Here is a 24,020-nt window from a genome sequence, read left to right as displayed (position 1 = left end):
GTCTTGCGGACAAATTTACTTGTCCGGTGATTTCACAAATTCAGTCACTTCGTACAGCTTGACGCCTGTCGCTTTTCCTTTCATCCATTTCTCGCCGATGTATTGATAAGCGAAATAATCTCGGGTACGTTCGTACGTTGCTTCTGATACTAATGTTTGATTGGCCGTTGCATTCGACTCGATCCGTGCCGCCGTATTCACGTGATCGCCGATGGCCGTATAGTCCACACGCAGGTAAGATCCGATGTTACCAACAACGACCTCGCCTGTGTTGATCCCGATGCCGATGCTCACTTCTACCTGGTGCTTTTCCCAGATCTCTTTACGCACCTGTTCCATGCCTTGTTGAATGTCATAAGCCGTTTTCACAGCGTAGTATTCGTGATCCGGAACATCCAGCGGGGCGTTAAAGAGGACCATCGCCGCATCGCCGATAAATTTGTCGATGGTTCCGTGATTCTTGAGTACCTGAGTCGTGATCATGTCGAACATCATGTTCAAAAAGTCGACGATCTCTTCCGGACGCAGTTTTTCCGAGAGAGGAGTAAAGCCGCGAATATCCAGGAACAGGATGGAAAGCTCCTTGTTTACACCGCCGAGCTGAAGCTCCACTTCGCCTTTGGCAATTTGCCGCACGAGCTCCGGTGAAATGTATCGCCCGAATTGACGGGTAATAAATTGCTTTTGTCTCGTTTCGATATACGTTTTGGCAGCGATATTCACAAAGAAGGTTGAGAACAAGGTAACGAACGGAAGCACGACTGACAAATAGATGAGCTTTTTGTCAAAGAAGAGCCATTGTCCATACAAGAGGATGAACGAAACCACAATCACGAGTCCGATGCTGTACAATGGCTTCAACCGCCACGTAAACCAGATCGTAAACAGGAACACGACTAGCATCAAAGCCAGTATCAGCAGATCGTCGACCATCGTAATCTTCTCGTCATGGAGCAATTGATTGACAATATTGGCGTGAGCGTAGACCAAATACATATGATTATCGATCGGCGTAGGCTGAGCATCGCTTCCTGCAGCAGCCATACCGATCAGGACAATACGATCTTTGAAAGTCTCGGGCGGAACTTCCCCATTCAGCACCTGGTAAAATGGGATGTTCATAAAGTCTTTGGTGGTCCCGTCATATTTGATAGGCAATTCCGCTTGGGGGTGGTCTGTCAGATAATGCTTCACATCTGCCCCGTACATCTCAGCGATCCGATAGGCCAGAGAAGGAATGTTACCTTCGGGAGTGTCGAGCATGAGCCATGTGCGCCGAATCACGCCATCCTCATCGAGTGCCGCATTGATGTGAGCCGTCTTCGCAGCGGATGCAATCTCGGGAATGGATTTGATCAGCGATTGCCCTTTGATGAGTTGCCCTTTGATGACCGTTGTTTCTGTGCGGAAAAAGCTTTCCAGCTCCACGATAGAAGGAATGATGACGTTGTCGTGCATGGCGAGCTCGGCAGCGAATGCTTCGTCGATACTGGGATCTTCACTTTTGGTATTAAAGGTGATGTCAAACCCGACGACCTTAGCTTCTGATACGGCTTCTAGCAGTGGAATATATGTGTCGCGAGACCAGGGGAACGTTCCTATCAAATCAAGTGATTCCTGATCGATGTCGATGACGATAATGTCTTCGTGGGGAGCGTGACTCATGCTCTGTTTCATGTCGTAATCATAGACAGCGTAATTTAATTTGTATAAGGCATCACCGAAAAAGAGAGCAGCGCCTATCAGGACGACTAATAGATTTCCGAATAAAGAGAGCTTCCAAATCGTTTTTTTCATCTACGTTTCGACCAACCGTTCAAATTCTGCTAGATTGCAGATGTATATTTTCTTTTTCTTCACTTCAATAGCTTGCTGATTTTGAAGATCCAGCAATACTTTCGTCACCGTTTCACGAACCGTTCCTGTCATGTCAGCGATTTGCTGATGTGTCAGCTTCAAATCGATTAGTACTCCCGATTTTTGCGAGACACCATGCTTTTCGATCAGGCGGTGCATCATTTTGATGATGCGGGTCCGCGCATCGCGCATGGTCAAGTCTGTGATCATTTCGTTTGTCTTGCGCAGGCGATCGAGGGCTGTTTCCAATATCCGCAACGAGATCTTCGGAGTGTCGTGAACCAAGGAGACAAAATCTTTTCGCTTCAGGACGTACAAAACGGTCTTCTCCATCGTTTTGGCAGAGGCCGAGCGTACTTGCTCATTCCCCAACAAGGCCATTTCGCCGAAAAAATCGTCATCCCGGAAAATGGCGAGAATGATATCTCGTACCTCGTCATCGCGATAAATTTTGACGATACCCGAATGAATAATGTATAGCTCATCGCCGGCTTCGCCTTCTCGAAAAACGTCGGTGTCCTTTTCATAGGTGCGAGTCAAAAATAGCGGACTCAACTTGTCCAGATCTTCTTTTTCCAAATCCTGAAAAAACGGAAAATTACGAAGGAAATGCGCTTTTTTCATGAGAAAGGGGACAACTCCTTTTCTTTTTAGCTGATCGCCAGTGCCACCCCCAGAATGATGAGATGGAAGACTTGATCGCTGATGATCATCAGCCACTTGCTTCTGTCATCCGTGACTTGCATGACCTTTCGATACCAAAAATAAACGAAGCTGCGACGATCCAGCATGATATGCGAGACAAAGATAAGCAAGATCGCCCAAAAAGAGAGTCCACCCGGTACAAATAGAAAAGCTAGTAAAGTGACTGTGAAAGTATATACGAGACAGTGAGTCAATAAAGGAATCCATCGTTCTGCCTTATACTTAGCCATCCACTCTGTCTGCAGCAAAAAATCTCCAATCAAGTGGGCGATCAAAAGAATATCAAAAGCGCTAAAATGATTCACGACTTACTGGATTCCTCCCGAGTGGATAGAGGTCCCTTCAAAATAGGAGAAGGGTACGTCTCGCATCCCAAAGTAGCATGACGTTTCAAGTCTACACCTTTTTTTACGAAAAAAATGTGGTGCAATTCACAAAATTTCAAAGAAAACAAAACTCAGGAGATGAGACCAATCCATTTCCAGTATGGGACGCTAATCGTGATCGCGAGTACGATTGCCAGCGCATACGCAAGAGCGATCTTCTGTCCTTGGCGATGGGTGAATGCCTTGCCATCGGAGCTATAATAAGCTGTCAGGTATGTAGGCGACTGATAGGTAAAAAAGAAAGGATCTGTTGCTAGCAAGATAACGAATACAAAAATCCAGGGATGAATGCCTGCCTTTTCGGCAAGTGGTAGTAGTGCTGTCACGAGGAGGATAACCGCGGGATCATCCCGGATGACTAGCGTGACGAGAAACGAGACGAGAATCACTACGGTTAATAACAAGCCCGGACTCGACAAGAACATGGCTAGATGATTCCCCAAAAAAGAGGATAGTGCGTCCGCGATGCCCAGCACTTGCGTAGCCGCTGCAAAGCTGAATGCCACACCGAGAAAAAGCAAAAACGTCCAATCGATCCCGGTCGAAACGGTTTGGCGGTCAAGAGCGCCAGTGATGACCAGAACGGCAAAGCCGGCAAGCATGATCCAGGCACTGTCGATTCCATGCAGCGGCTGGAGGATCAAGAAAGCAATACTACCGAGAGTCGTCATGACCGCGATGCGCTCCGCTCTCGTCCACGGTCCAAGTAAGCGCAGCTGTTCATCCAGCACATCGTCAGAGATGGGGCGGACTTGGCGAACGTCGCGGAACATGATGTGTAGAAGGATCAGCATCACCACAGCAAAGACGACAAAAGCCGGGAGGGCATAGAAAAACCATTGGAGCCAATTGATCGGCTCGGCGATGGAAGCGAGTCCATAGGCCATCATGTTCGTGTAGGAGCCTGTCAGTACGAAAGGTGCAGTAAAGCCGTAAAAAATCATAGAAGTTAATCCCAGTCCTGCAGCACCACGGCTATTGCTGGCAAAGCCCATCGACTCGGACAGCGTGCGGGCGAGGGGGACGCCTAGTGAAACTTTGGCAGAGGAGGAAGGGATGAGTGGATTGAGCAGGATACCGCCTGCGACCACTCCCCATAGCTGCCCCCTGTAATGTCGGGGAAAACGTTTCAGCGCATTTAGGGAGACGCGATACAGGATGCCGGAGCGGGTAATCGCCGCGATGAATGCCATGATGAAGATCATGTAGAGCCATGTTGTTGAAGCAAATCCGGACAAGGCAACCTCAGGCGTCACCAATCCACCTAGCACCCACGCCATCACCATGCCGAGTGATACGATGTAATCAGGAATGAGATTGACGATCCAGAGAATGACAGCGGCGATGCCAACTCCGATGAAGTCCATAGCTGTCCGGGACAATCCGCCAAATGGTTCCATATAATGAAAGAACACCAAACTGACCAGTACGAGGAAAGTCGCGATCCACCCGCCCAGACGGCTACGCTGAAAAAGTCCACCTGCACTGCCGGCCAGCCTGCGAATTTGTCCTCTCGCCAGTTGCTGCTGGACCAAATGAGATCCTGGACCTTTGTCCAGTCCGATGATTCCTGTAATCGATTTTCTGGCTTCTGCCAGTGTCAAGTATTCCATCGATTGCTGATGTCTGCCTAATTGAGCCTGGATGTGCGCGGCACATTCGTAGGTAGCGATCCATTGTTCATTCGTATAGTGCTCACCATGCTCACTCCACGCATGATCCAGAAGCGCGAGTCCAGCTTCCGGTTCCACATGTGCGAGACAGTGTGACAAACGCTCAAAGCTGCTGACGATGTATTCTGGTGGACAGGCATGTAGCAGCTTGTACAAACGTTTTTGGCGGTCAATATCAATTAATGACCTGACGCGATCGACGACCTCGAGAACTTCCGACCAACGTCCGGTGTGACCCAACAACTCGACTGCAGCTTCCCATTCTTCCGTTGCTTCATAGAACGAGAGCATATCCGCCATCCGCTTGCGTTTTTCCTCATGTCCAAATCGCACTGTAGCGATCTCCGCCATCACTTGACGGGTATCAGATACGAGCGTATACCACCCAGGTGACTGGTCTACCTCTTCAATGAAGCGCTTCAGTGCTGGCATACTCTCGAGCGCTTCTTCAAGGGCGATTCCAAATTGATTGGTTAGCCATTTACCACTGATTCTCGGAAAAGGGGAGCAGCACAGTAACAGGTGTACGAGCTGAGGAGGAAAGGCATCTAGTTCCTTTGCGATTGCCTGGGAGGTCAACTCCTTGGTCGTCATCAATTGTTCGTTGGTCGTGGTCAGTCGACGTGATAGAAGGCGGATGAAATAGGTAGAGATGGAGGGCTGTTCTTCCACGAGTCCCTGAAATGTCTCACGGTCAATGATGTACAGCTCCGCGTCCGTTGCTGCGATCGCTGTGGCGGAGCGAGCCTCCCCGGTCAGCATCGCCATTTCCCCGAGCGTGTCTCCTTCGGCTAGGACAGAGATCATTTGCGGCGATCTACCAGTCGTTGCCTCGACGTATAGCTCCAGCTTTCCACTCTTGATGACATAGAGACGGTCGCCGGGATCGCCTTGGCGAAACAACACCGTTCCCGCTGTTACGGTATGCAGTTCCAATTTTCCGAGCAGTTTGGCTAGTTCTATATTGGATAATTGCTTGAACATTCCGATCTTTTGCAACGTCGTCATGATTTGCCTCCTGCCCGTTGCCCGCTAGCCCGCTAGGAGCAGAGCCTCTTTCACTGGGTACTATTATAATTCGATCAAAGGGCATTCAGCTATTACTTTTGAACTAGGAGAAAGATGAACAGCACCTCAGTAAAATAGCATAGTTTTCCGTTTTTGTAAGCTAACTAAAGTTAGTAATGTAGGTGGACGTTACGAAAAAGAATGAAAACTTCGTATAGATCAAATCATGCTTGTCAAAAATTATAGAGGTAAATACGAAGTCTAAAAGGAGTGTTTGCGATGGAAGCTACTTTTGGCGCGGATGAGGTCATTAACAGAATCAGATCGATTCAGAGCAATGGAGGATCGGTCAGCAAAAAGCAAGTGAAGCAAACGGATCCCGAATTAATGAGAAATGCGCTCTTTTACTTTCCGAGTTGGGAGCATGCATTAAAGAGCGCTGAAAATCTGTAGGACAAAAAAGCCGGGAAGCGAACAGGATGAAATTACCTGCCGTTTCTCGGCTTTTTTATAGGCAAAGAAAGGTTTATGAGGAGATCCGAGGGGGTATAGAATAAAAAATCATTTTCGAATGAACGCTCATTCCATCAAAGAGAGGTGGCATCTGAATGCATAACTCCTTAATACAGACTGTACCTCCTCACCATTGCGAGACTTGTGGGAATCAAAAGTTTCATAAAACCGAGAAAAAAATCCAGTACTATCAGGCTTTGAGTGACGGCGAAGTTGTCTTTGTGGAAGTGAAGCGCAGACGATATCGCTGCACGGGATGCGGGAATAAAAAATGGGATCAGGTATCGGGGGCGTGCTCGTACAAAAAGAAAACGGATGGGCTCGTGTTATGGGAAAAAAACACACGAAATAGACATTGAGCAAAAAGGAAAGAGAAGATTACGAAAATAGGAAAGAGACTTGGCGTATGTGCCCGAGTCTCTTTTATTGCTTTTTATCAGTGATTAGCGAGCCTCTACAGTCTGGTACATGGTTGTCCTGTTTCTTCCATTCTCCTTGGAGTGATACAGAGCTTGATCAGCACAGGCTACGAGTTCGACTGGTAGTACTTCATCACGTTCCCTGACGTTATCCCCACTTCATCCTTTCCATAACGTTATAGAAAAGTTTATCCGCAGGGAGAAGATGATGCCTTCTCCCTGCTTCCATATTGCCAATCCTTTTTAATTCTAGCTCTCCCCATATGTTTTTGTATTCAACCAGTACTTGATTTCCACAGATTATCAATTGATCTTGATTAAAAGTTGATATACCATAAGATATACATTTATATACAATGTTTTCTGTATTTTCGTTTGTAGCCGATCAAGAAGGCAAGCTGGTAAGGAGGTACTTATAATGAAAGTTAGACCATCTGTAAAACATATATGTGAAAAATGTAAAACGATTAGAAGAAATAGAACTGTCATGGTGATCTGTGAGAATACGAAACACAAGCAAAGACAAGGTTAATTGAACCTTCAAGGAACACTGTAGAAAATCCTCAGTGTTCCTTTTTATTGTCATGCCATCGTTTGATTTTCAGCCTCATGTTTTTTAATGGCCAAATAGTATAATGGAGTATCTCTATCCAGCATATTCATCATTATCTTCAATGCCATACACTGCTTCAATATTATCTTGTTCTTCTATTTCATCTTGCTCTTCTATCCTGTTTGCTACGCCTTCGCCCCCTCCTGTTTTTTCATTCAGTTCTTTTCCTAATTGAGGCTGTCTCTTCATAAACGGCTCCTTTCCTCTCTAGTTATCCTTATTATTTCCTCTTTACGGTATCGTATTATAAAAGGTCGAATACAATTATGTTACTCTCTTTCTTTTTTAGCTAACGGGTTCTATAGTTCAATAAAACAGCGGCAGTCTAGGACTTTATTTTCTGGTCCATGGCTACGCTGTTTTAATTGTCAGGGTCAGTCTAATACTTTATTTTCTTCGAACAGTAGCTACGCATAAAGCATGCTCGTCTAGTTCACATGGAGGATTCCACGATAGAGAGGAGTATACTATAGAGAGACTATTTGCTGGAAAAGAGGAGATATCATGAACCCAATCCGCTACGAGCGTAGACGCTACACAACTGGGCAGACACCCATCGAAAAACTGGAGCGACTCTCTCAAGCTCTGGGAGGGCCTACGATCTCTATCAAACGAGATGACCAGTTGGGCCTGACGGTAGGAGGGAACAAGACGCGAAAGCTGGAATACCTCGTGGCCGACGCGCTGAAACAAGGAGCGGATACACTCATCACGTGCGGAGCAGTCCAATCGAATCACTGTCGCTTGACGTTGGCTGCGGCTGTGCGTGATGGTCTGAAATGCCAGCTGGTGTTGACAGAGCCTGCAACGGGCTACGAACCGCAAGCAAGTGGCAATCACTTGCTGTTCCACCTCCTGGGAGCGGAAAAAATCGAAGTTATCCCAGCTGATGGCGATATGCAGCCCGTGATGGAAAAGCTGGCGCAAGAGTTGGCGAGTGAAGGAAGAAAAGCGTATTTGATCCCCGTCGGTGGTTCCAATGAAATCGGTACGCTTGGCTATATGGCCTGCGCGGAAGAAATCGAACAGCAAGCGTGGGAGACAGGAACGCCGTATGATTATGTAGTAACCGCATCGGGCAGCGCCGGGACACAAGCAGGTCTGGTAGCCGGATTTTTGGCTCGTCATTCGAGTACACAGGTGATCGGTGTCAATGTCAGCCGCGATCGTACCACCCAAGAGGCAAAGGTACTGGACCTGTTGCGCAGTACGGCTGAGATGATCGGTTTGCAAAGTGAGATTGGGGCAGAGCTGATTTCTTGTGAAGATCGCTACGTGGGTCCGGGCTACGCGATTCCAACGGAGGAAATGGTGGAAGCAGTCAAACTCGTAGCACAGACGGAGGGCATTTTGCTCGATCCTGTCTATACCGGAAAGGCCATGGCCGGTCTCATCGGGATGATCCGCGAAGGACGATTTGCCAAGGAAGACCACGTGTTATTCTTGCATACAGGAGGCTCGCCTGCCCTGTATACCGTGCCAGAGTTGTTTATACCAAAGGAATCCTAAGAAGATTGGCAAGCTGAAAGAGGGCCTTTTCGGGGCTCTTTTTTTGTGTCGGCATAGAGGTGGATTTATGTCAGAAGGAATTTATAAAATAGTAGGATAAATAGAATGCAGAGGGAAGACGATACGATGTTTAAAACTGGAGTGGTTGGACCAAAGCAAACGGTAGAGAGAATCCTATCGATCGCAAAAGACTTTGATCAGGAAATGAACGTCATTCCATCTCCCTATACAGAGACCAAAGAGACGGAAAGAATCGTCATGGAAAATGACCAGTACGTCGATCACTGGCTTTTTTCCGGACCTATCCCGTATCTCATTGCCAAAAATGCATTGGGTACCGACAAACGCATGGAGCATATCTCACCCACTGAATCCAGCATCTATCAGGGATTTCTGGAGATGGTTTACTCCCAGCGAAAGCTGTTGGATCGCGTGAGTATTGATATGCTGATATCGACAGAGTATATCGATAGTTCTATGCAAAGTATAAGCATTTCCGTCCAAGAGCTGTATACAAAGACGTTCGAGGCAACCATCGATCCGAAAGAACTGCTCGACTTTCACCTTGGCCTTTAGAATGAAAAAAAGGAATACGCCATTTCCTGACGGATGCGGAATCGGCGTTTACGGACCTGCAATAGACAAGTATGGGAATAGTGTAGCGGGAGTTGGGCTGTTGAAGCAAAAAGAAGGGTGCCACGTTCAAGCGGGCACTCTTCTTTTTTTAAATAGATGGCCTGATAAATCAAGAATATTGACCAGGAAATAATAATAAATTATCATATAAATAAATTATTATTACGAGGTGAAAGAATGAAATCCCAGCTTATTAACTATGTTCCGCTGGTTGAATTTTTAGGAAGTGTATTAGGAAGTCACTGCGAAATCGTTCTTCACGACGTAAGTAATATTGAAAAATCAATAGTGGCGATCAAAAACAGCCATGTAAGCAACAGGAAAGTCGGCGGTTCTTTGACGGATCTGGCGCTGCAAATATTAAAGGAAAAATCCTATTTGGAGAAAGACTTTCTGATTAACTATTCCGGTAAAACGAAAGACGGAAAGATCGTTCGCTCATCGACTTTTTTCATTAAGGACGACATGGGGAACGTTGCCGGCATGCTCTGTATCAACATGGACATCAGCGCAATGGTTGAGACCAGAAACCTCCTGGATGAAATGATTCAGGGTGTGTTTTCCGTATCGCCAAACGGATTGAATTTGGAAGGGAAGAATTTGGAGAGTGCAAGCAGTCCGATTGAGGATCTGCATACGTCGATCGAGGATCTCACCACATCGATCATCTTGAAAGCGCTTTCTGAAATGGAAATCCCTCCGGATAGAATGTCTCCTGAGGAAAAAATGAAAGTGATCCAAAGGTTGTCAGAAAAAGGGGTCTTCTTAATCAAAGGATCTGTTTCGGAAGTCGCTAAGCATTTGAAGACGTCAGAAGCCACAGTCTACAGGTACATTAGTAAAATCGAATCTTAACAAGTTTTTAGCGGAAGTAGTCGGCTGAAGAAGAGCGAAGTCTTTTCTTTAGCCGTTTACCCATTAAAAAGTCAGAAAATATTGACTAATTGATAATAATAAATTATCATATGAATAAATTATTATTAAGGGTGTGGAGAGCATGCCGACTTGCATCCACGATACTTCGTCGTTAGCAGCATTTTTTACGGACATTTTTGGAGGTCAGTATGGAGTCACATTAATAACCGTAGGAGGTGGTTTTGTCTTGATTTTACTTTCCTGGTTGCTTCTGTCCCTTCGAAAGCAAGCTGGATAAAAAAGGAGGAGGTAACGTTATGCGCTACGACTTTGATAAGGTAATCAATCGATTCCAAACGGCTTCTATTAAATGGGATGAATCGGAGAATTTGTTTGGGGAAAAAGACCTAATCCCCATGTGGGTGGCAGATATGGATTTTATGGCTCCCGCCCCTGTCATTGAAGCGATGAAAGAAAGAGTCGAACATGGAATATTTGGCTACACATTGAGACCGGAGTCCTATTACGAAGCCGTGATTGGCTGGATGAAGAGAAGGCATCAGTGGTCCGTACAAAAAGAGTGGATTTGTCATTGCCCTGGAGTGGTCCCGGCGCTGAATTATATCGTGCAAGCCTTTACCCAACCAGGAGATAAAGTGGTGATTCAACCGCCCGTATACTATCCATTCACTAATGTCGTCGAAGGAAACGGACGGCAAGTCGTCCACAATCCGCTTCGCTATGAAAATGGCAGCTATATGATGGATTTCGACGACTTGCAAAGGAAAATGGACCCTGACGTCAAGCTGCTGATCCTGTGCAATCCGCATAATCCAGGGGGGAGGGTCTGGACGCGAGAAGAGCTTACCGAACTGGGGAACATCTGCATCCGGAACAATGTTCATATCGTTTCTGATGAAATTCACGGTGACCTTGTATTGAAAGGCCACACGCATACTCCATTTGCCGCCATCTCGAAGGAATTTGCCGAGAACAGCATCGTCTGTACAGCTCCCAGCAAAACGTTTAACCTGGCAGGTCTGCAAGCATCTAACATCATCATTCCGAATGAAACATACAGAGAAATATTTCAGGCGACCATGAACACGCTGGCTATACGTTTGACAAATACCTTTGGCGTAGTGGCAACTGAAAGCGCATACAGATACGGCGACGAATGGCTGGACCAGCTTTTGGAATACCTGCAGCAAAATCTTGATTTTCTGACCGAATATGTCGAGAAGAGGATTAACGGCATCAAGGTGATCAAACCGGAAGCCACCTACCTCGTCTGGCTGGATTGCCGAGAGCTAGGCATGGATACGGAGACCCTTCAGGAGTTTATTCTGAAGCAGGCCAAGGTAGCTGTAAATCAGGGCTTTACCTTCGGGTTGGGTGGAGAAGGATTTATCCGGATGAATATTGCCTGTCCTCGGTCCGTGTTGGAAGAGGGTCTTAGCAGAATTGAAAAGGCGGTCAACAGTTGCAGAGGCGCAATTAAATAAAACTGAGTATTCAAATAATTAACTTGAGACGGAAAGGTGGGAAGCATATGGCTAGTCAAGAAGCGAAGCTGAAGAAAGTGTTGGGACTGGGAGATACATTGGGCATCGCCGTAGGTCAAATCATCGGAGCGGGGATTATGTCCCTCACCGGGGTCGCCATCGGCATGACTGGAACCGGCGTGGTAATGGCATTTGTTCTTTCATCGATCTTTACGCTGTTTAAGGTGATGCCCACTGCAGTTATGGGCGCAACCATTCCAACTACAGGGGGATTTTATCGCTACTCCAGCCGTCTCTTATCTCCAAAACTTGGTTTCTTCTGGTTGTTGCTGTTTTTGGTAACAAACTTGACTGTTGCCCTGTATGCGCTCTCGTTTGCTGATTACTTGCAAAGCCTGTTCCCCACGGTCCCGATTAAGCCTGTCGCGTTTATCATGTTGACGGTGTTCTACGTCACTAACCTAGTCGGAGTAAAAGTTGCTGCGATCGCGGAAAAAATCATGGTGGTCATCTTGGTACTTTCTCTTGGGTTGTTCATTGCCTGGGGAGTACCGGAAGTCAATTATTCCGTGTTTAACACGAGGGAAATGTTCCCAGGGGGAATCAGCGGATTTCTCTCAGCGGTTGCCTTGCTGTCCTTTGCTACCGGCGGTGCCCAATATGTAGCCGAACTCGGCGGGGAGATGAAAAACCCGGGCAGGGATATCCCGTTGACGATCATCACGACGACGATTGGGGTCGGCATCTTGTACGCATTAATGGCGGCTGTAGCCTCAAGTGTATTACCGGTTGCGGAAGTAGCAAATAAGCCGTTGACCGATGTGGCCAGAACGATCCTGCCCGGACCGCTCTTCATCTTCTTTATCATCGGCGGAGCGATGTTTGCGCTGGCCACTACGTTAAATGCTCAACTGTCTTGGGCAACCAAAGGGATCCTGATTGCCTGTGAAGACGGCTGGTTACCGAAAAAATTGGGCACGGTCAGCAGCAAATTCGGCACACCCTTCTGGATCTTGACACTGTTTTATCTGATCGGAATCATCCCAATTGTTACTGGACTGTCCCTGAAGTCAATCGCATCATTGGGGAGCGGAATTGGTTTCTTTGCCAATCTCATCCCTTTGGTCGCTGCCACCCAAATGCCGAAAAAATACCCGGAATTATACAACAAATCCAAATTCAAATTCAAGCCAAAGACGTTAAATCTGATTGTCGTCATTGCTGTGATTTTGTCCTTGGTTCAAGGGTACCTGCTGCTTAAAAACTTGACAGCTGGTCTGCTTGTCGGGGTGTTTATCTACATCGTCTGCGCGGCCATTTACGTGATGATTGCGGGGAAAAACCAAAAAATGAAAACAAAAGAGTCTCTCGGTTTTTCTGCAGAGCAGGAACAAGAACCACCTGCTAACGTAAAGGCCTTATAAAGAAACAAACATTTTTTCAGCGAATTGCCTGGAAGGGAGACTCACTTCCACATCATGAGGTGAGTCTTCCTTTTCATAAAAACAATTTACATGTAATGGAGGGTAAACCATGAGCAATGACAGTTTGTACAAAAAATCGTATAGCGTGAGACTTTCGGAATTGGGAAAGCTGGCACCTGCAACCTTTAGAGCGTTTGGCGCTTTTAACCAACAGGCTTTGTCCGCAGGGGCACTGTCGGCGAAATTAAAAGAGTTGATCGCCGTGGCGGTAGCCCACGTAACGGGTTGCCCGTATTGTATCGAGGCTCATGTCAAGAAAATAAAAGAACTAGAGGCATCAAAAGAAGAGATGACGGAAGCGATCATGGTAGCGACGGCGCTTAAAGCGGGGTCTGCGATGGCTCACGGGGCAAATGCGCTGCAGGCGTACGACGAAACAGGGGAAGACGACCTTTACACGCTGTCGAGCATGAAGAGACTGAAGGAGTTTCGGGAGGAAAACGCTGAATTGTTCCGTTCCTATCTGGCATTCAGCCACCAGGCGATGAAGCCCGGTCTGTTAAGCCAAAAAGAGAAGGAATGCATTGCCGTGGCGATAGCCCATGTCACCGGATGCGCCTATTGCATCGATGGCCATACGAAGATGGCGAAAAAGCTGGGAGTAACGATGGAAGAACTGACCGAAGCCATTTTTGTCGCCACTGCGTTAAAGGCTGGTTCAGCACTCGCACATAGTATCAATGCCCTTAATGCCTACGACGAATAGACCCTTAAAGGGGACAACGAAATGAAGATTCCAAAAACCTTCGCTTCACTGGGGTTTCGAAACTACCGCTTTCTATGGTTTAGTACGGCCCTGGCCAATTCCGGACAATACGCTTTTACGGTTGCGGCCAGCTGGCTCATTTTTTCCCTTTCCAATTCAACGGCCTTGGTGGGAGCAGCCGTTTTCGCCACGATGATCCCGGGAGTCCTTTTTGGGCCTATCATCGGCGTATTGGTGGACCGCTTTGATCGCCGTCGTTTGTTGTCGATCGCATTATTTTTCAACGCATGCAACACCGGTTGTTTGGCGCTGCTCGGCAGCATGGGGGCAGTTGCTCCTGGGGGCGTGATTGCGAGCGCGTTTTTCTTGGGGATTTCCTTTAACCTGCAAATGACTTGCACGAATGCAATCATGCCTGACCTGATCCCGAAGACTGCTCTATTCAATGCGACGGCGCTGCAGGGAAGCGTACAGCATGGAGCAGGATTTCTCGGATCAGCGTTGGCCAGTCCGCTGCTCGTTTTAGTCGGGCCATTCGCCGTATTCTCTCTATGCTTTTTGTTGTACGCGGCAGCAGGTATGCAATCGCTCAGGATTCAAACAAATCAAACGCCGCACGCTCAGTCAGGGACTCTGCGCATCAGCAGCCTGTTTCGTCCTGTCATAGAGGGGATTGTTTACATGAGGAAGACACCGATACTTGCCCTCTTGATGGTGATGGTGGGATTGCATTGTTTATTAACAATGGCATATACCTCTCTATTGCCACAGTTTATTCGGGATGACCTGACCGCCGACAGCGGGATTTACGGGACCCTCATGATGTTTATCGGATTGGGGGCGATCGTCGGGAATCTGAGTACTGCATCGATCTCCACACCACGAGGGCAGGGTATCCTGTATATCGTCATGGCGATAGCAAGCGGACTCTCCTTGGTTGCCTTAGGACTTACCCATACACCGTTGTTTGCCTTCATTGTTGGACTTACCGTAGGCGGATCTCAGGCAGTATTCATGGCGATTAACCTGTCATTTGTCTTGCAACGGGCAAGTGACGAGTATCGAGGACGTGTGGCTAGCGTGAATTTCATTACAGCTTCCGGAGCCATGGCTGTCGGGAACTTTTTATACGGATCGCTTAGCCAGACCATTCCGCCGAAAATCAACATGTTCATCACTGGTGGCAGTTTCGTCGTTGCGGTCATTGTCCTGTTGCTTATTTCTCCCACATTGCGGTCCTTTTATCAGAAATCCGTTCTGGCCAAGAAAAAACAGGTTTCCAGCGCTGTTTGAAAAATAATCAGAATTGGAAAAGGAGCCATTCACATGAAGAGAATTTCAACAATGGAAGCACCAAAAGCAGTAGGACCTTACGCGCAGGCAGTTCTGGCGGAAGGGACATTCTTGTACATATCCGGCCAACTCCCCATTGATCCTCTAACCGATGAAATGGTTTCCGATGATATTTACGAGCAGGCTGCCCAGTCCTTGAAAAATGTTGGAGCCATTCTGCAAGAAGCGCATCTAGGTTTTCGTGATCTGGTCAAAACAACCATTTATGTTACAGATCTCGCATGTTTCGAAGGGATTAACAAAATTTATGCCTCCTATTTTCAAGGCGATGAGATCCCGGCCAGAGCGGTTGTCGAAGTCTCGAGGCTTCCAAAAGGCGCCAAGATAGAAATCGAAGCAATCGCGACTAGAAGGGAGGCGTGAAAATGGAAGAACAAGAATACGATTGGAAAAAAATCACGGACAGCCTGAATCATTTCTTGCGCTTGAAAACCACACCAATCGGGATGAAGATGTTCACTAGCAAAGAAGAGATGGAAGCTGTGCCAAAGATTCGCAGACCGAAAGCCATCCATACCGCTGATCAAATCGTAGCACAGGCGGCCAGACTTGGGTGGACAGTGGGGATTACGGCAGCCGACCTCGTATCTGCGCAATGCGGAGTCGTATTAGGCCTGCATCCGCGCAATGACGAATGGCTGTCAGGGAAAGAGATGACAGGAGTATGGTTTGAAAGCCAAGAAGATGCCGCCGCCCATCAGCAAGCCATGTCGGTAATCCCCTATGGAAAGTATGAAGCAATGGCTGTGTCACCCTTGACCTCGCAGCGGTTTATTCCAGACATTTGTTTGATATATGGAACTCCAGGTCAAATGATCCTGTTCATCAATGGCTTGCAATGGTCAGGGTATAAAAAAATGGAGTGGAGCATTGTCGGCGAATCTTCCTGTGCTGATTCCTGGGGGAGGGCCCTTACCACAAGAGAACCGAGTCTCTCCATTCCTTGTTTCGCGGAAAGAAGGTATGGAGGTGTCTTGGATGAGGAACTGCTGATGGCATTGCCGCCGGAGTATCTCCTGAAGGCAATCGATGGGCTTGAAAAGTTGTCCCGAAACGGTCTGCGTTACCCCATTCCTCAATACGGAGTGCAAATGGATGCAAGAGCCGGCCTTTCGCATAGCTATGGATAAAGACGTGAAAACGATTATGAATCAGCAGAAAAAAGGAGAGAGTAGAGATGAAAATGTTATCTATGAGATTCAAATCCAACAAATCGGCAGAAGAATTGAGGCAATTGTCCGAGGCCGGATTCGAGAAATTCCGCTCATTGAATGGTCTCATCCAGAAATACTACGTTAAAAATGAAGAAACAGGTGAGGTTGGCGGCGTCTATTTATGGGAAAGCGAACAAGCCCTTTCGGAATACCTGAATGGCCCAATTATTAAGTCTTTACCTGAACGATTCGAATTAAAAGAACCACTTTCGATTGAAATTGTGGATGTACAATATACGCTTCGCACGTAGCACCGACTGAGCGGGCGCAACTTGCAGAGTAAACAGCCCCCCATTGACCTCCCGAGGAGCCGGCAGACATGCCACTCCCCGATTTAAGACCACATTTCAGAGAAAAACTCGCCAACCAAGGCGGGTTTTTTTCGGTTTGCCTCTGCTATACTGTTCTTATCATTCATTTGATTCGGAAAGTGGGTATCGCGCATGATTTTCCTGCAAGTCATTTTGCCGGTCTTGCTGATCTTTCTTTCGGGGTATATTCTCCAACGCATCTTCAAGCTCGACCTCAAGCCGATCTCGACGCTCGCCATTTACGTCCTGACGACTGCCCTTGTGTTCCGTACCTTTTACAAGACGGAGCTGGATCTCCAGCTCTTTTACATCGTCGCCATCTCCATGCTGCTGCTGGGCGCGTTGATTCTCCTCACATGGTTGTCCGCCAAGCTATTCAAGTACGACAAGCAGCAGGAGAGCGCGATGATGCTGTCGACCGCCTTTATGAACAGCGGGAACTACGGAACACCGATTATTTTGTTTGCGTTTGGTGACGCCGGGTTTACGTATGCCGTGCAAATCATGGTCTTCCACTCGATCATCATGGGTGTGTTTGGTGTGTACTTTGCTTCGCGCGGCAAAGGCGGAGTAGGGACCGCGATTAAAGCGGTTTTCAAGCAGCCCTCCAACTACGCGGTGATCGTGGCGATCTTGTTCCAGCAATTTCAGATCGTGATCCCAGAGAGCTACTATCAGGCGATCGATCTGGTCGCACAGGCGGCAATACCCGTTATTATGCTGATCCTCGGGATGCAGCTGGCCAATGTCTCTTCCTCGACCTTTGAGTGGCAGGAGCTCAGCGTAGCTAGTGTGATTCGTCTCATCGCATCTCCTCTTTTGGCTTATGTGATCTGTCTCTTCTTTCCGATCGACCCGCTGCTGCAAAACGTGCTGGTCATTTTAGCCGCCATGCCTTCTGCCGCGACGACGGCGATCTATGCGATTCAGTTCAATATGCGACCGCAGTTTGTGTCCAGTAGCGTGCTGGTGACGACGGTGATTAGTGTAGGGACGTTGACGTTTTTATTGAATGTGCTGCATTGAGGGTAGGAAAACCTTGACAACGATTTCGTTAAGAAGCTAAACTACATGCATGAATGATAACAATAACAACCCTTCACACACGAATGAAATGTCGACAGGTAGCCATGCCATTGGACGTCTAATCCTGCAGCTGAGAAGACTGGAGCGCCAGCCACGTACGTTTGGGGAAGGCGGAGCGTTGACGCCAAGCGAGATCCATACGATTGATGCGATCGGAAGCGAAGGAAGTATGCTCATGAGCGAGCTGGCAAAGCGATTGGGCGTAACGAAGGGCGCCGTCACACAAGTCATCGCGCGATTGCATGAAAAAGAGCTGGTCGATCGTGTCCACGATCCAGACGACTTTCGCGTCATCCTCGTCTCACTGTCGGAGAAAGGAAAAAGTTCATTCCAAGCCCATCGAGAATTGCACGAGAAGTTTTACCAAGATCTGTATGCTCAATTTGATCCAAAGGAAATCGAGATTTTCGAAGCATGCGTCGATAAACTGGTTGCATATTTGCAACCTTAATTTTTTGGTTAGATAGTTTAGTTACTATACTACATGCAATTTGTGCCTTGGAGCTGACTGATCGTAGCCTTGAGGCAGTGCAGAGGGAGCGCGCAGAAATGAGAAAAGACTTTTTGGTAGTGGGCGGATATGGACATGTCGGAAGCACCATTTGCCGCGAGCTTTCACTAACCTATCCAGGGAATGTGATAGCAGCAGGTAGAAGCCATGAAAAAGCAGAGCGCTTTTGCCAAACCATGGGCGGGAAGGTTCGTCCTCTCGCGTTGGATACAGCGGAGCCGATTCATCCATCGGCACTTCAGGACGTAAAGGTTGTCGTCATGTGTCTGGATCAGACCAACACGGAATTTGTCCAGAGGTGTCTGCAACAGGGGATTCATTATCTCGATATTTCGGCGAGCCATACATTCTTGTCCGAAGTGGAACACTTACATTCCGATGCAAAGGATGGACATGCAACAGCTGTGCTCAGCGTCGGCTTGGCTCCGGGATTGACCAATTTGCTCGCAGCACGAGCCAAACGTGAAATAGGTCCGCTTAGAACCCTAGACATTTCGGTGATGCTGGGGCTCGGGGATCAGCATGGAAAGGGAGCGATCGAGTGGACAATCGATCAGCTGCAAACCACTTTTTCCGTAATGAATGCAGGACAGATTGTGCCAGTAGCAAGCTTTACTGACCCTAGAAAAGCGGATTTTGGCAAAGGACTGGGCAAAAGAACATCGTATCGTTTCCCCTTTTCTGACCAGCAAGTGATTCCGCATACGTTGGGAGTATCGTGTGTTTCCACGCGCTTATGCTTTGATTCGTCCATCGTTACTTTGTTTTTGGCTATTTTGAAAAGGGTAGGTTTTTTCCATTTATTGAGAGTGGAGTGGCTACGAGAGAGTGTCGTTCGGTTGTTTGGTGCGATTAGATTGGGAAAAGAATTGTTTGCGATCAAAGTAGATGCCAACGGAGATGGAGGAGAGGTAGAGTATCTGATCGCTGGGAAAAAAGAGGCAGAGATCACAGCCAAAGTCGCGGCATGGACAGCGGACGCGATCTACCGCAAGGATCTGCCAAAAGGCGTGTATCATATGGAGCAATTGTTCGAATTGGAAGATGTCTGGGAATATATCCAAGCCGCCTATACCTTCGATCATCAGATTACTGTTAACAAATCATCTATACCATATAGAAATGTCCAATAATCAATATTTTCAGAAAAATGATAATGTATTCATAAATCATTTTTCACACAAGCAAGGGGGGCGAAGATATGGGCACGACCGTATCTATCAAGAAAATAGTGGCGATTACAGCGATGGTGTCACTGGCAGCTACGTTGATGGCGGGGTGTGGAAATTCCACCACGACCTCAACTTCAACGCCAGCACCGGGTGGATCAACAACGGCACCGTCAGGAGAGCAGCCAGCTGCCTCCAACCTGCAACCGAAAAAAGGCGGAACCATCACCATCGGATTAAAGGATGAGCCCGATCAATTGGACATCCAAAAAACAGGGATGGCGGTAGCGAACCAGATCGCGGGAAATCTCGGTGGCGGCTTGGTTACGCAAGACCCTGAAACGCTGGAATTCAAGCCTTATTTGGCAGAGAGCTGGACGGTATCAGACGATGGGAAGACGTGGAACTTTGTCATTCGATCCGGAGTGAAGTTTCAGGATGGAACGCCTCTGACGGCAAAATCGTTTGCTGAAACGTATCAGCGTGCCCTCAACCCGGAGACGGCGGCAAAAGTGGCGGGGAGCAACCTGTCTGAGGTAGCCTCCGTAGAAGCGCCGGATGACAAGACGCTCGTCTTAAAGCTCAAGCAACCATTCGCGCCACTCCTCCAATATTTGAGTGATCCAGGCTGGCTGCAGCCCCTTTCCATTGCCGCTATCCAAAAAGCGGGAGACAAATACGGACGTCAACCAGTAGGGGTCGGCCCGTGGAAGTTTGACAGCTGGGTGAATGGCCAATCCATTTCTTTCGTTCGCAACGAAGACTTTACGTGGGCTGATCCGATCGCCAAAAACCAGGGCCCCGCCTATCCGGATAAACTCGTGTATAAATTCATTAATGAAAATCAGACGATGCTCGCAGCGTTAGAAAGTGGCTCAATCGATATTGCCTCCAAAATCGATGCCAAAGACGTGAAGAAGTATAAGGATAATCCGAAGTACGAGGTAAAGGAAATGCTCCGCAATGGTCTCGGTCTGTTTATCATGATGAACACGAGAAAGCCTGTATTCCAACAGCTTGAGGTCAGACAAGCGTTGAACAAGGCGATCAACAAAGAAGCGATCATGAAGGCGGTCATACAAGGTGAGGGTGTCGCTGCTTACGGTCCACTGCCTCCTTCCCTGTTTGGTTACGATGAAGCGGTAAAAGATTACGGGTATGCCTATAAGGTCGATGAAGCAAAAGGATTGCTAGAAACAGCCGGTTACAAGAAAAATGCCCAAGGAATCTATGAAAAGGATGGCAAGCCTTTGACGCTGGAGATCCTGGCGCAAACCGGAACATGGGCTCAAGCAGCGCAACTGATCCAGGCGATGCTAAAAGATATCGGGGTAGATGTGAAGATCGTAACGCTCGAGTGGGGAGCTCTAGTAGACACCGCAACAAAAGGCAATTTTGACATGACACTGATGGGCTACACGCTGAATGACCCGGATGTCCTCTACTTGTTCCTGCACTCCAGCCAAATCGCCAATGGGTTGAACTTCAGTGCCGTCAAAGACGACAAGCTGGATAGCCTGCTGATTAAAGGAAGAACGACCGTGGACAGTCAGGCTCGCAAGGAAGTCTACAAGGAAATTCAGAAGTACGTCGTGGAACAAGCGTGGTGGGTACCGATCTATACAGAAAAGCAATTCAACGTCGTGCGTAAGCCGGTGGAAGGAGTGCGTATGCATCCCCTGCGAGGCTTGATGTACCAAGACAGCTGGGTGAATCAATAATGAAACAGTTTATTTTACAACGCCTCGGATCTGGATTGATTGTACTTTTGGGGATCTCGATCTTTTCCTTTGCCTTGATTCATCTGATTCCGGGTGATCCGATTCGAATCATGCTAGGAGAGAATGCGACAGCGGAACAAGTCAATGCTCTACGAGAACAGCTGGGTCTGAATCAACCGCTTGTGACGCAGTACTTTCACTATTTGTCGAATGTTTTCCAAGGGGATTTGGGGACGTCCTTTAAGACTGGACGCCCCGTCCTGACGGAAATTTTGGAGCGCTTTCCAGCTACCGTCAAGCTGGCTGGCAGTGGGATGCTAATCGCCATTCTGATCGGGATTACGATGGGCATTCTCGCCGCTAGATTCAAAGATACGCTGCTAGACTTTTCCGCCATGAGCCTGGCGACGCTCGGTGTGTCGATCCCGAGCTTTTGGTTGGGGATACTCCTGATCATGTTTTTTACAGTCAAGCTCGGGTGGTTTCCCATCGCTGGTGGAACCGGGTTGATGGACCTCGTTTTACCAGCCGTTACGTTGGGCGTTTTGGCTTCCACCGTCATTAGCAGATTGACGAGAGCCGGAATGGTAGAGGTGCTTTCATTTGATTACATTCGCACCGCACGGGCAAAAGGGCTGGGAGAAGTGGCCGTGTTGTTCATCCATGCGTTTCGCAACGCGATGATTCCCGTCGTGACCATTGTCGGACTGCAGATTGCTTCTCTCTTGGGAGGCACGGTCATTATCGAGCGGGTGTTTGACTGGCCGGGACTCGGGTCGCTAGCGATCAGTGCGATTGCCTCCCGTGACTTCCCTTTGGTCCAAGGAATCATTTTGTTCATCGGGGTCATTTTTGTCCTGATCAACATTTTGGTCGACGTTTTGTACAGTGTGATCGATCCACGCATTGAGGTCGGACAGCTCAAGGAGGGAACATGACTATGAATCAAGCAAGTCCAGTTCTGCCTGCCCCTCCGCCTGTTCCTTCGCAAAAAGAAGCGAGCAAGATGACGTGGATCCGGGAAGACAGCTTTCTGGAAAAGCTGTGGCGCAATCCAAAGGCAAGGTACAGCTTAGGAATCCTGCTGGTCGTCATCGTGGTGGGGATTGTTGGGCCGTGGCTCGCTCCACACGACCCGACGCAGCCGTTCTATGAGGCATTGCTATCTGAGCCCTCTGCTGATCATGTGCTGGGCACGGATTCCATCGGAAGAGATGTCTTGTCCAGACTGCTGCATGGAGCCAGGGTGACACTGATGGTCGCTGTCATGGCGGTATCCATCACCTTTATTACGGGTACCTTTATTGGTGTGACGAGTGGCTTTCTCGGTGGAGTCGTCGATACCGTCTTGATGAGAGTCATGGATATTTTACTGGCTATCCCCAATATCATCATGGCGATGGCGATCGTAGCCATTCTCGGTCCAAGCCTGACCAACGCGATGATTGCGGTAGGGATCGCCGGCATTCCCAAATACGCCAGATTGACCCGCGGAGCTACTTTATCTGTCAAATCATCGGGTTACGTGGAGGCGAGCCGGGCAGTAGGGACCTCACATGCGAGGATCTTGCTCTATCAAATCATGCCGAACATCATGAGTCCCCTGCTCGTCTACACTACACTGCAGATCGGGATCGCCATCCTCGATACGGCAGCTTTGAGCTTTATTGGATTAGGTGCCCAACCACCTACTCCCGAATGGGGAACGATGCTCAGTGAAGGTAAGGAATACATCCACGATGCTTGGTGGCTGGCGACCTTCCCTGGAATATCGATCACGATTGTGGTGTTTACCGTCAATATTTTAGGAGATGCGCTGCGAGACATCTTTGATCCGAAATCCACCTAAATGGTCTTGCTCATAAGTGTTTTCCTGTCCAAGGCTTTGACCGCATGGATGAAAAACTCGACCAGATCACGATTGCCATCCCGCAAACAGATGATGTCAATCTTTCGCGTGAGCTGAGCAGCGGGCTGGGGCGAAATATGAAAAAGAAGGTGGTTTGCCAGTTCTTCGGCAATACACAGTTCGGGCAAGAAGCTGATGCCGACGCCGCGCATGACCATCTTTTTTGCCGCTTCAAAATTATCGACTTCCATCATGATATGCGGATTGATTTGATTCCGATGGTAGTGGCGCTGAACCATGAACCATTCGATCGTACCGTGAGCGAGAACGATGTGCGGCTCTTTGCCGACCATGTCCCACGTCAATTTCGAGCGGGGAATATCGCGAAACGGATGCTGCGGCGGAACAACCAAATGGAGCGTATCGGTGTGCAGATGAAAGGATTCGATCAAGGGATGGGATACGGTACGTACCAGTCCAAAATCGGCTTCCTTCTTCAATACCTTGTCCATGATATAGGCAGAGGAGCCTACGAGTATCCGGATATTGACTCCTGGGTATTTCTTGCGATAAATCGGGAGGATTTCCGGAAGAATATGGGTCGACATCAATAAGGTACAACCGATCGTCAGGCTTTTTTCCGTCAAGGGTTGCTCTCGCAAAGTACTGGAGATTTCTTGGTAAGCGTGCAATATTTTTTGAGCGTATGGGAGGAATTGCTTGCCGCGTTCCGTCAGGGCGATTTGCTTGCCGTCCCGGTGAAACAGAGGGCCTTCTAGTTCACGCTCCAGCGACTGAATCCTGGCAGTGATAGACGGCTGAGTCAAATAGAGAGCTTCTGCAGCCTTGTTGAAGCTACCAAGCTGAAACGCGTACAGGAATGCCTCAATATTGTCCATATTCATCATAAGTTCACCCTTTCAGAATATTTACACTT

25 protein-coding genes and 1 pseudogene are annotated in these 24,020 nt (G+C 48.1%); 20 read left to right on the top strand and 6 right to left on the bottom strand.

The genetic code is table 11. The features are described 5' to 3' along the window. Window positions 1-15: 15 nt before the first annotated feature. From AN963_RS13650 to AN963_RS13635, 4 genes are all read right to left on the bottom strand, one after another. On the bottom strand, window positions 16-1,797 hold the full coding sequence (locus tag AN963_RS13650; RefSeq protein WP_055745122.1) for a CHASE2 domain-containing protein: 1,782 nt from the start codon (window positions 1,795-1,797) through the stop codon (window positions 16-18). After that, window positions 1,798-2,481, bottom strand: a complete 684-nt coding sequence (locus AN963_RS13645) for a Crp/Fnr family transcriptional regulator (RefSeq protein WP_055745121.1) — start codon at window positions 2,479-2,481, stop codon at window positions 1,798-1,800. It lies immediately after the preceding gene. Between the two features lie 26 nt (window positions 2,482-2,507). Continuing rightward, window positions 2,508-2,867 carry a DUF3307 domain-containing protein gene (locus tag AN963_RS13640; protein WP_055745120.1) on the bottom strand — a complete coding sequence of 120 codons (360 nt, stop codon included), beginning with the start codon at window positions 2,865-2,867 and terminating at the stop codon, window positions 2,508-2,510. A gap of 152 nt (window positions 2,868-3,019) precedes the next feature. Continuing rightward, window positions 3,020-5,629 (bottom strand): SLC13 family permease, encoded by a 2,610-nt coding sequence (locus tag AN963_RS13635; protein ID WP_055745119.1) that lies wholly within the window; start codon window positions 5,627-5,629, stop codon window positions 3,020-3,022. Between the two features lie 279 nt (window positions 5,630-5,908). Between AN963_RS13635 and AN963_RS31505 the strand changes: the two genes are divergently transcribed. From AN963_RS31505 to rpmJ, 3 genes are all read left to right on the top strand, one after another. Continuing rightward, a complete protein-coding gene (locus tag AN963_RS31505; protein ID WP_169791923.1) occupies window positions 5,909-6,082 on the top strand; it encodes a hypothetical protein in 174 nt (57 codons plus the stop codon). A gap of 155 nt (window positions 6,083-6,237) precedes the next feature. Next, entirely contained in the window at window positions 6,238-6,501 is a 264-nt protein-coding gene (locus tag AN963_RS13630) for a transposase family protein (RefSeq protein ID WP_055745118.1), read from the top strand. Between the two features lie 478 nt (window positions 6,502-6,979). Beyond that, a complete protein-coding gene (rpmJ, locus tag AN963_RS30345) occupies window positions 6,980-7,093 on the top strand; it encodes a 50S ribosomal protein L36 (RefSeq protein ID WP_083496938.1) in 114 nt (37 codons plus the stop codon). 114 nt (window positions 7,094-7,207) lie between these two features. Here rpmJ and AN963_RS31185 read toward each other — a convergent pair whose 3' ends face one another. Beyond that, window positions 7,208-7,363, bottom strand: coding sequence for a hypothetical protein (locus AN963_RS31185; protein WP_161827282.1), 156 nt, complete (start codon window positions 7,361-7,363; stop codon window positions 7,208-7,210). 315 nt (window positions 7,364-7,678) lie between these two features. Between AN963_RS31185 and cuyA the strand changes: the two genes are divergently transcribed. The 17 genes and pseudogenes from cuyA (at window position 7,679) to AN963_RS13550 (ending at window position 23,083) form a co-directional block, all read left to right on the top strand. After that, on the top strand, window positions 7,679-8,683 hold the full coding sequence (gene cuyA / locus AN963_RS13625) for a D-cysteate sulfo-lyase (RefSeq protein WP_055745117.1): 1,005 nt from the start codon (window positions 7,679-7,681) through the stop codon (window positions 8,681-8,683). A gap of 126 nt (window positions 8,684-8,809) precedes the next feature. Further along, window positions 8,810-9,259 (top strand): hypothetical protein, encoded by a 450-nt coding sequence (locus tag AN963_RS13620; protein ID WP_236707981.1) that lies wholly within the window; start codon window positions 8,810-8,812, stop codon window positions 9,257-9,259. Between the two features lie 13 nt (window positions 9,260-9,272). Beyond that, a pseudogene (locus AN963_RS30340) lies at window positions 9,273-9,452 on the top strand (hypothetical protein); the annotation flags it as partial. A 44-nt stretch (window positions 9,453-9,496) separates the two neighbouring features. Beyond that, window positions 9,497-10,174 carry a helix-turn-helix transcriptional regulator gene (locus AN963_RS13615; protein ID WP_055745116.1) on the top strand — a complete coding sequence of 226 codons (678 nt, stop codon included), beginning with the start codon at window positions 9,497-9,499 and terminating at the stop codon, window positions 10,172-10,174. A gap of 317 nt (window positions 10,175-10,491) precedes the next feature. Further along, a complete protein-coding gene (locus AN963_RS13610) occupies window positions 10,492-11,679 on the top strand; it encodes a MalY/PatB family protein (protein WP_055745115.1) in 1,188 nt (395 codons plus the stop codon). Between the two features lie 47 nt (window positions 11,680-11,726). Continuing rightward, entirely contained in the window at window positions 11,727-13,103 is a 1,377-nt protein-coding gene (locus AN963_RS13605; protein ID WP_055745114.1) for an APC family permease, read from the top strand. 109 nt (window positions 13,104-13,212) lie between these two features. After that, window positions 13,213-13,869: a carboxymuconolactone decarboxylase family protein gene (locus tag AN963_RS13600; RefSeq protein ID WP_055745113.1), complete on the top strand. Its 657-nt coding sequence runs from the start codon at window positions 13,213-13,215 to the stop codon at window positions 13,867-13,869. 21 nt (window positions 13,870-13,890) lie between these two features. Next, a complete protein-coding gene (locus AN963_RS13595) occupies window positions 13,891-15,162 on the top strand; it encodes an MFS transporter (RefSeq protein WP_055745112.1) in 1,272 nt (423 codons plus the stop codon). A 33-nt stretch (window positions 15,163-15,195) separates the two neighbouring features. Next, the gene (locus tag AN963_RS13590) at window positions 15,196-15,585 is read left to right on the top strand and encodes a Rid family detoxifying hydrolase (protein ID WP_055745111.1); all 390 of its coding nucleotides are present in this window, start codon (window positions 15,196-15,198) and stop codon (window positions 15,583-15,585) included. A 2-nt stretch (window positions 15,586-15,587) separates the two neighbouring features. Then, window positions 15,588-16,352 carry a DUF169 domain-containing protein gene (locus AN963_RS13585; protein WP_055745110.1) on the top strand — a complete coding sequence of 255 codons (765 nt, stop codon included), beginning with the start codon at window positions 15,588-15,590 and terminating at the stop codon, window positions 16,350-16,352. A gap of 47 nt (window positions 16,353-16,399) precedes the next feature. Continuing rightward, on the top strand, window positions 16,400-16,687 hold the full coding sequence (locus tag AN963_RS13580; RefSeq protein WP_055745109.1) for a YdhR family protein: 288 nt from the start codon (window positions 16,400-16,402) through the stop codon (window positions 16,685-16,687). Between the two features lie 192 nt (window positions 16,688-16,879). Beyond that, window positions 16,880-17,773 (top strand): AEC family transporter, encoded by an 894-nt coding sequence (locus AN963_RS13575; RefSeq protein WP_055745108.1) that lies wholly within the window; start codon window positions 16,880-16,882, stop codon window positions 17,771-17,773. 49 nt (window positions 17,774-17,822) lie between these two features. Further along, the gene (locus AN963_RS13570; protein ID WP_083496935.1) at window positions 17,823-18,284 is read left to right on the top strand and encodes a MarR family winged helix-turn-helix transcriptional regulator; all 462 of its coding nucleotides are present in this window, start codon (window positions 17,823-17,825) and stop codon (window positions 18,282-18,284) included. 98 nt (window positions 18,285-18,382) lie between these two features. Further along, on the top strand, window positions 18,383-19,477 hold the full coding sequence (locus AN963_RS13565) for a saccharopine dehydrogenase family protein (protein WP_083496934.1): 1,095 nt from the start codon (window positions 18,383-18,385) through the stop codon (window positions 19,475-19,477). 68 nt (window positions 19,478-19,545) lie between these two features. Next, window positions 19,546-21,234: an ABC transporter substrate-binding protein gene (locus AN963_RS13560; RefSeq protein WP_055745107.1), complete on the top strand. Its 1,689-nt coding sequence runs from the start codon at window positions 19,546-19,548 to the stop codon at window positions 21,232-21,234. Continuing rightward, window positions 21,234-22,172 carry a nickel ABC transporter permease gene (nikB, locus tag AN963_RS13555; protein WP_055745106.1) on the top strand — a complete coding sequence of 313 codons (939 nt, stop codon included), beginning with the start codon at window positions 21,234-21,236 and terminating at the stop codon, window positions 22,170-22,172. Before AN963_RS13560 ends, nikB begins: the two co-directional genes overlap by 1 nt. Before the next feature lie 2 nt (window positions 22,173-22,174). Beyond that, a complete protein-coding gene (locus tag AN963_RS13550) occupies window positions 22,175-23,083 on the top strand; it encodes an ABC transporter permease (protein ID WP_330218836.1) in 909 nt (302 codons plus the stop codon). Here the strand turns inward: AN963_RS13550 and AN963_RS13545 are convergent. Continuing rightward, window positions 23,080-23,991 carry a LysR family transcriptional regulator gene (locus AN963_RS13545; RefSeq protein ID WP_083496933.1) on the bottom strand — a complete coding sequence of 304 codons (912 nt, stop codon included), beginning with the start codon at window positions 23,989-23,991 and terminating at the stop codon, window positions 23,080-23,082. The genes AN963_RS13550 and AN963_RS13545 overlap by 4 nt on opposite strands. Window positions 23,992-24,020 lie beyond the last annotated feature (29 nt).

This window comes from Brevibacillus choshinensis, from assembly GCF_001420695.1.
Taxonomy (GTDB): Bacteria; Bacillota; Bacilli; order Brevibacillales; family Brevibacillaceae; genus Brevibacillus; species Brevibacillus choshinensis.
Note: the sequence above shows the minus strand (reverse complement) of the source record. Positions and strands in the feature narration are given on the sequence as shown.

Coding starts and splice junctions, on each gene's coding strand:
- AN963_RS13620 (WP_236707981.1), top strand. CDS start 8,810: ATGTTTAAAACTGGAGTGGTTGGACCAAAGCAAACGGTAGAGAGAATC.
- AN963_RS13590 (WP_055745111.1), top strand. CDS start 15,196: ATGAAGAGAATTTCAACAATGGAAGCACCAAAAGCAGTAGGACCTTAC.
- AN963_RS13605 (WP_055745114.1), top strand. CDS start 11,727: ATGGCTAGTCAAGAAGCGAAGCTGAAGAAAGTGTTGGGACTGGGAGAT.
- AN963_RS31185 (WP_161827282.1), bottom strand. CDS start 7,363: ATGAAGAGACAGCCTCAATTAGGAAAAGAACTGAATGAAAAAACAGGA.
- AN963_RS13565 (WP_083496934.1), top strand. CDS start 18,383: ATGAGAAAAGACTTTTTGGTAGTGGGCGGATATGGACATGTCGGAAGC.
- AN963_RS13610 (WP_055745115.1), top strand. CDS start 10,492: ATGCGCTACGACTTTGATAAGGTAATCAATCGATTCCAAACGGCTTCT.
- AN963_RS13600 (WP_055745113.1), top strand. CDS start 13,213: ATGAGCAATGACAGTTTGTACAAAAAATCGTATAGCGTGAGACTTTCG.
- AN963_RS13615 (WP_055745116.1), top strand. CDS start 9,497: ATGAAATCCCAGCTTATTAACTATGTTCCGCTGGTTGAATTTTTAGGA.
- AN963_RS13580 (WP_055745109.1), top strand. CDS start 16,400: ATGAAAATGTTATCTATGAGATTCAAATCCAACAAATCGGCAGAAGAA.
- AN963_RS13570 (WP_083496935.1), top strand. CDS start 17,823: ATGAATGATAACAATAACAACCCTTCACACACGAATGAAATGTCGACA.
- AN963_RS13630 (WP_055745118.1), top strand. CDS start 6,238: ATGCATAACTCCTTAATACAGACTGTACCTCCTCACCATTGCGAGACT.
- AN963_RS13550 (WP_330218836.1), top strand. CDS start 22,175: ATGAATCAAGCAAGTCCAGTTCTGCCTGCCCCTCCGCCTGTTCCTTCG.
- rpmJ (WP_083496938.1), top strand. CDS start 6,980: ATGAAAGTTAGACCATCTGTAAAACATATATGTGAAAAATGTAAAACG.
- AN963_RS13585 (WP_055745110.1), top strand. CDS start 15,588: ATGGAAGAACAAGAATACGATTGGAAAAAAATCACGGACAGCCTGAAT.
- AN963_RS13635 (WP_055745119.1), bottom strand. CDS start 5,629: ATGACGACGTTGCAAAAGATCGGAATGTTCAAGCAATTATCCAATATA.
- AN963_RS13575 (WP_055745108.1), top strand. CDS start 16,880: ATGATTTTCCTGCAAGTCATTTTGCCGGTCTTGCTGATCTTTCTTTCG.
- AN963_RS13645 (WP_055745121.1), bottom strand. CDS start 2,481: ATGAAAAAAGCGCATTTCCTTCGTAATTTTCCGTTTTTTCAGGATTTG.
- cuyA (WP_055745117.1), top strand. CDS start 7,679: ATGAACCCAATCCGCTACGAGCGTAGACGCTACACAACTGGGCAGACA.
- AN963_RS13595 (WP_055745112.1), top strand. CDS start 13,891: ATGAAGATTCCAAAAACCTTCGCTTCACTGGGGTTTCGAAACTACCGC.
- AN963_RS13560 (WP_055745107.1), top strand. CDS start 19,546: ATGGGCACGACCGTATCTATCAAGAAAATAGTGGCGATTACAGCGATG.
- nikB (WP_055745106.1), top strand. CDS start 21,234: ATGAAACAGTTTATTTTACAACGCCTCGGATCTGGATTGATTGTACTT.
- AN963_RS31505 (WP_169791923.1), top strand. CDS start 5,909: ATGGAAGCTACTTTTGGCGCGGATGAGGTCATTAACAGAATCAGATCG.
- AN963_RS13545 (WP_083496933.1), bottom strand. CDS start 23,991: ATGATGAATATGGACAATATTGAGGCATTCCTGTACGCGTTTCAGCTT.
- AN963_RS13650 (WP_055745122.1), bottom strand. CDS start 1,797: ATGAAAAAAACGATTTGGAAGCTCTCTTTATTCGGAAATCTATTAGTC.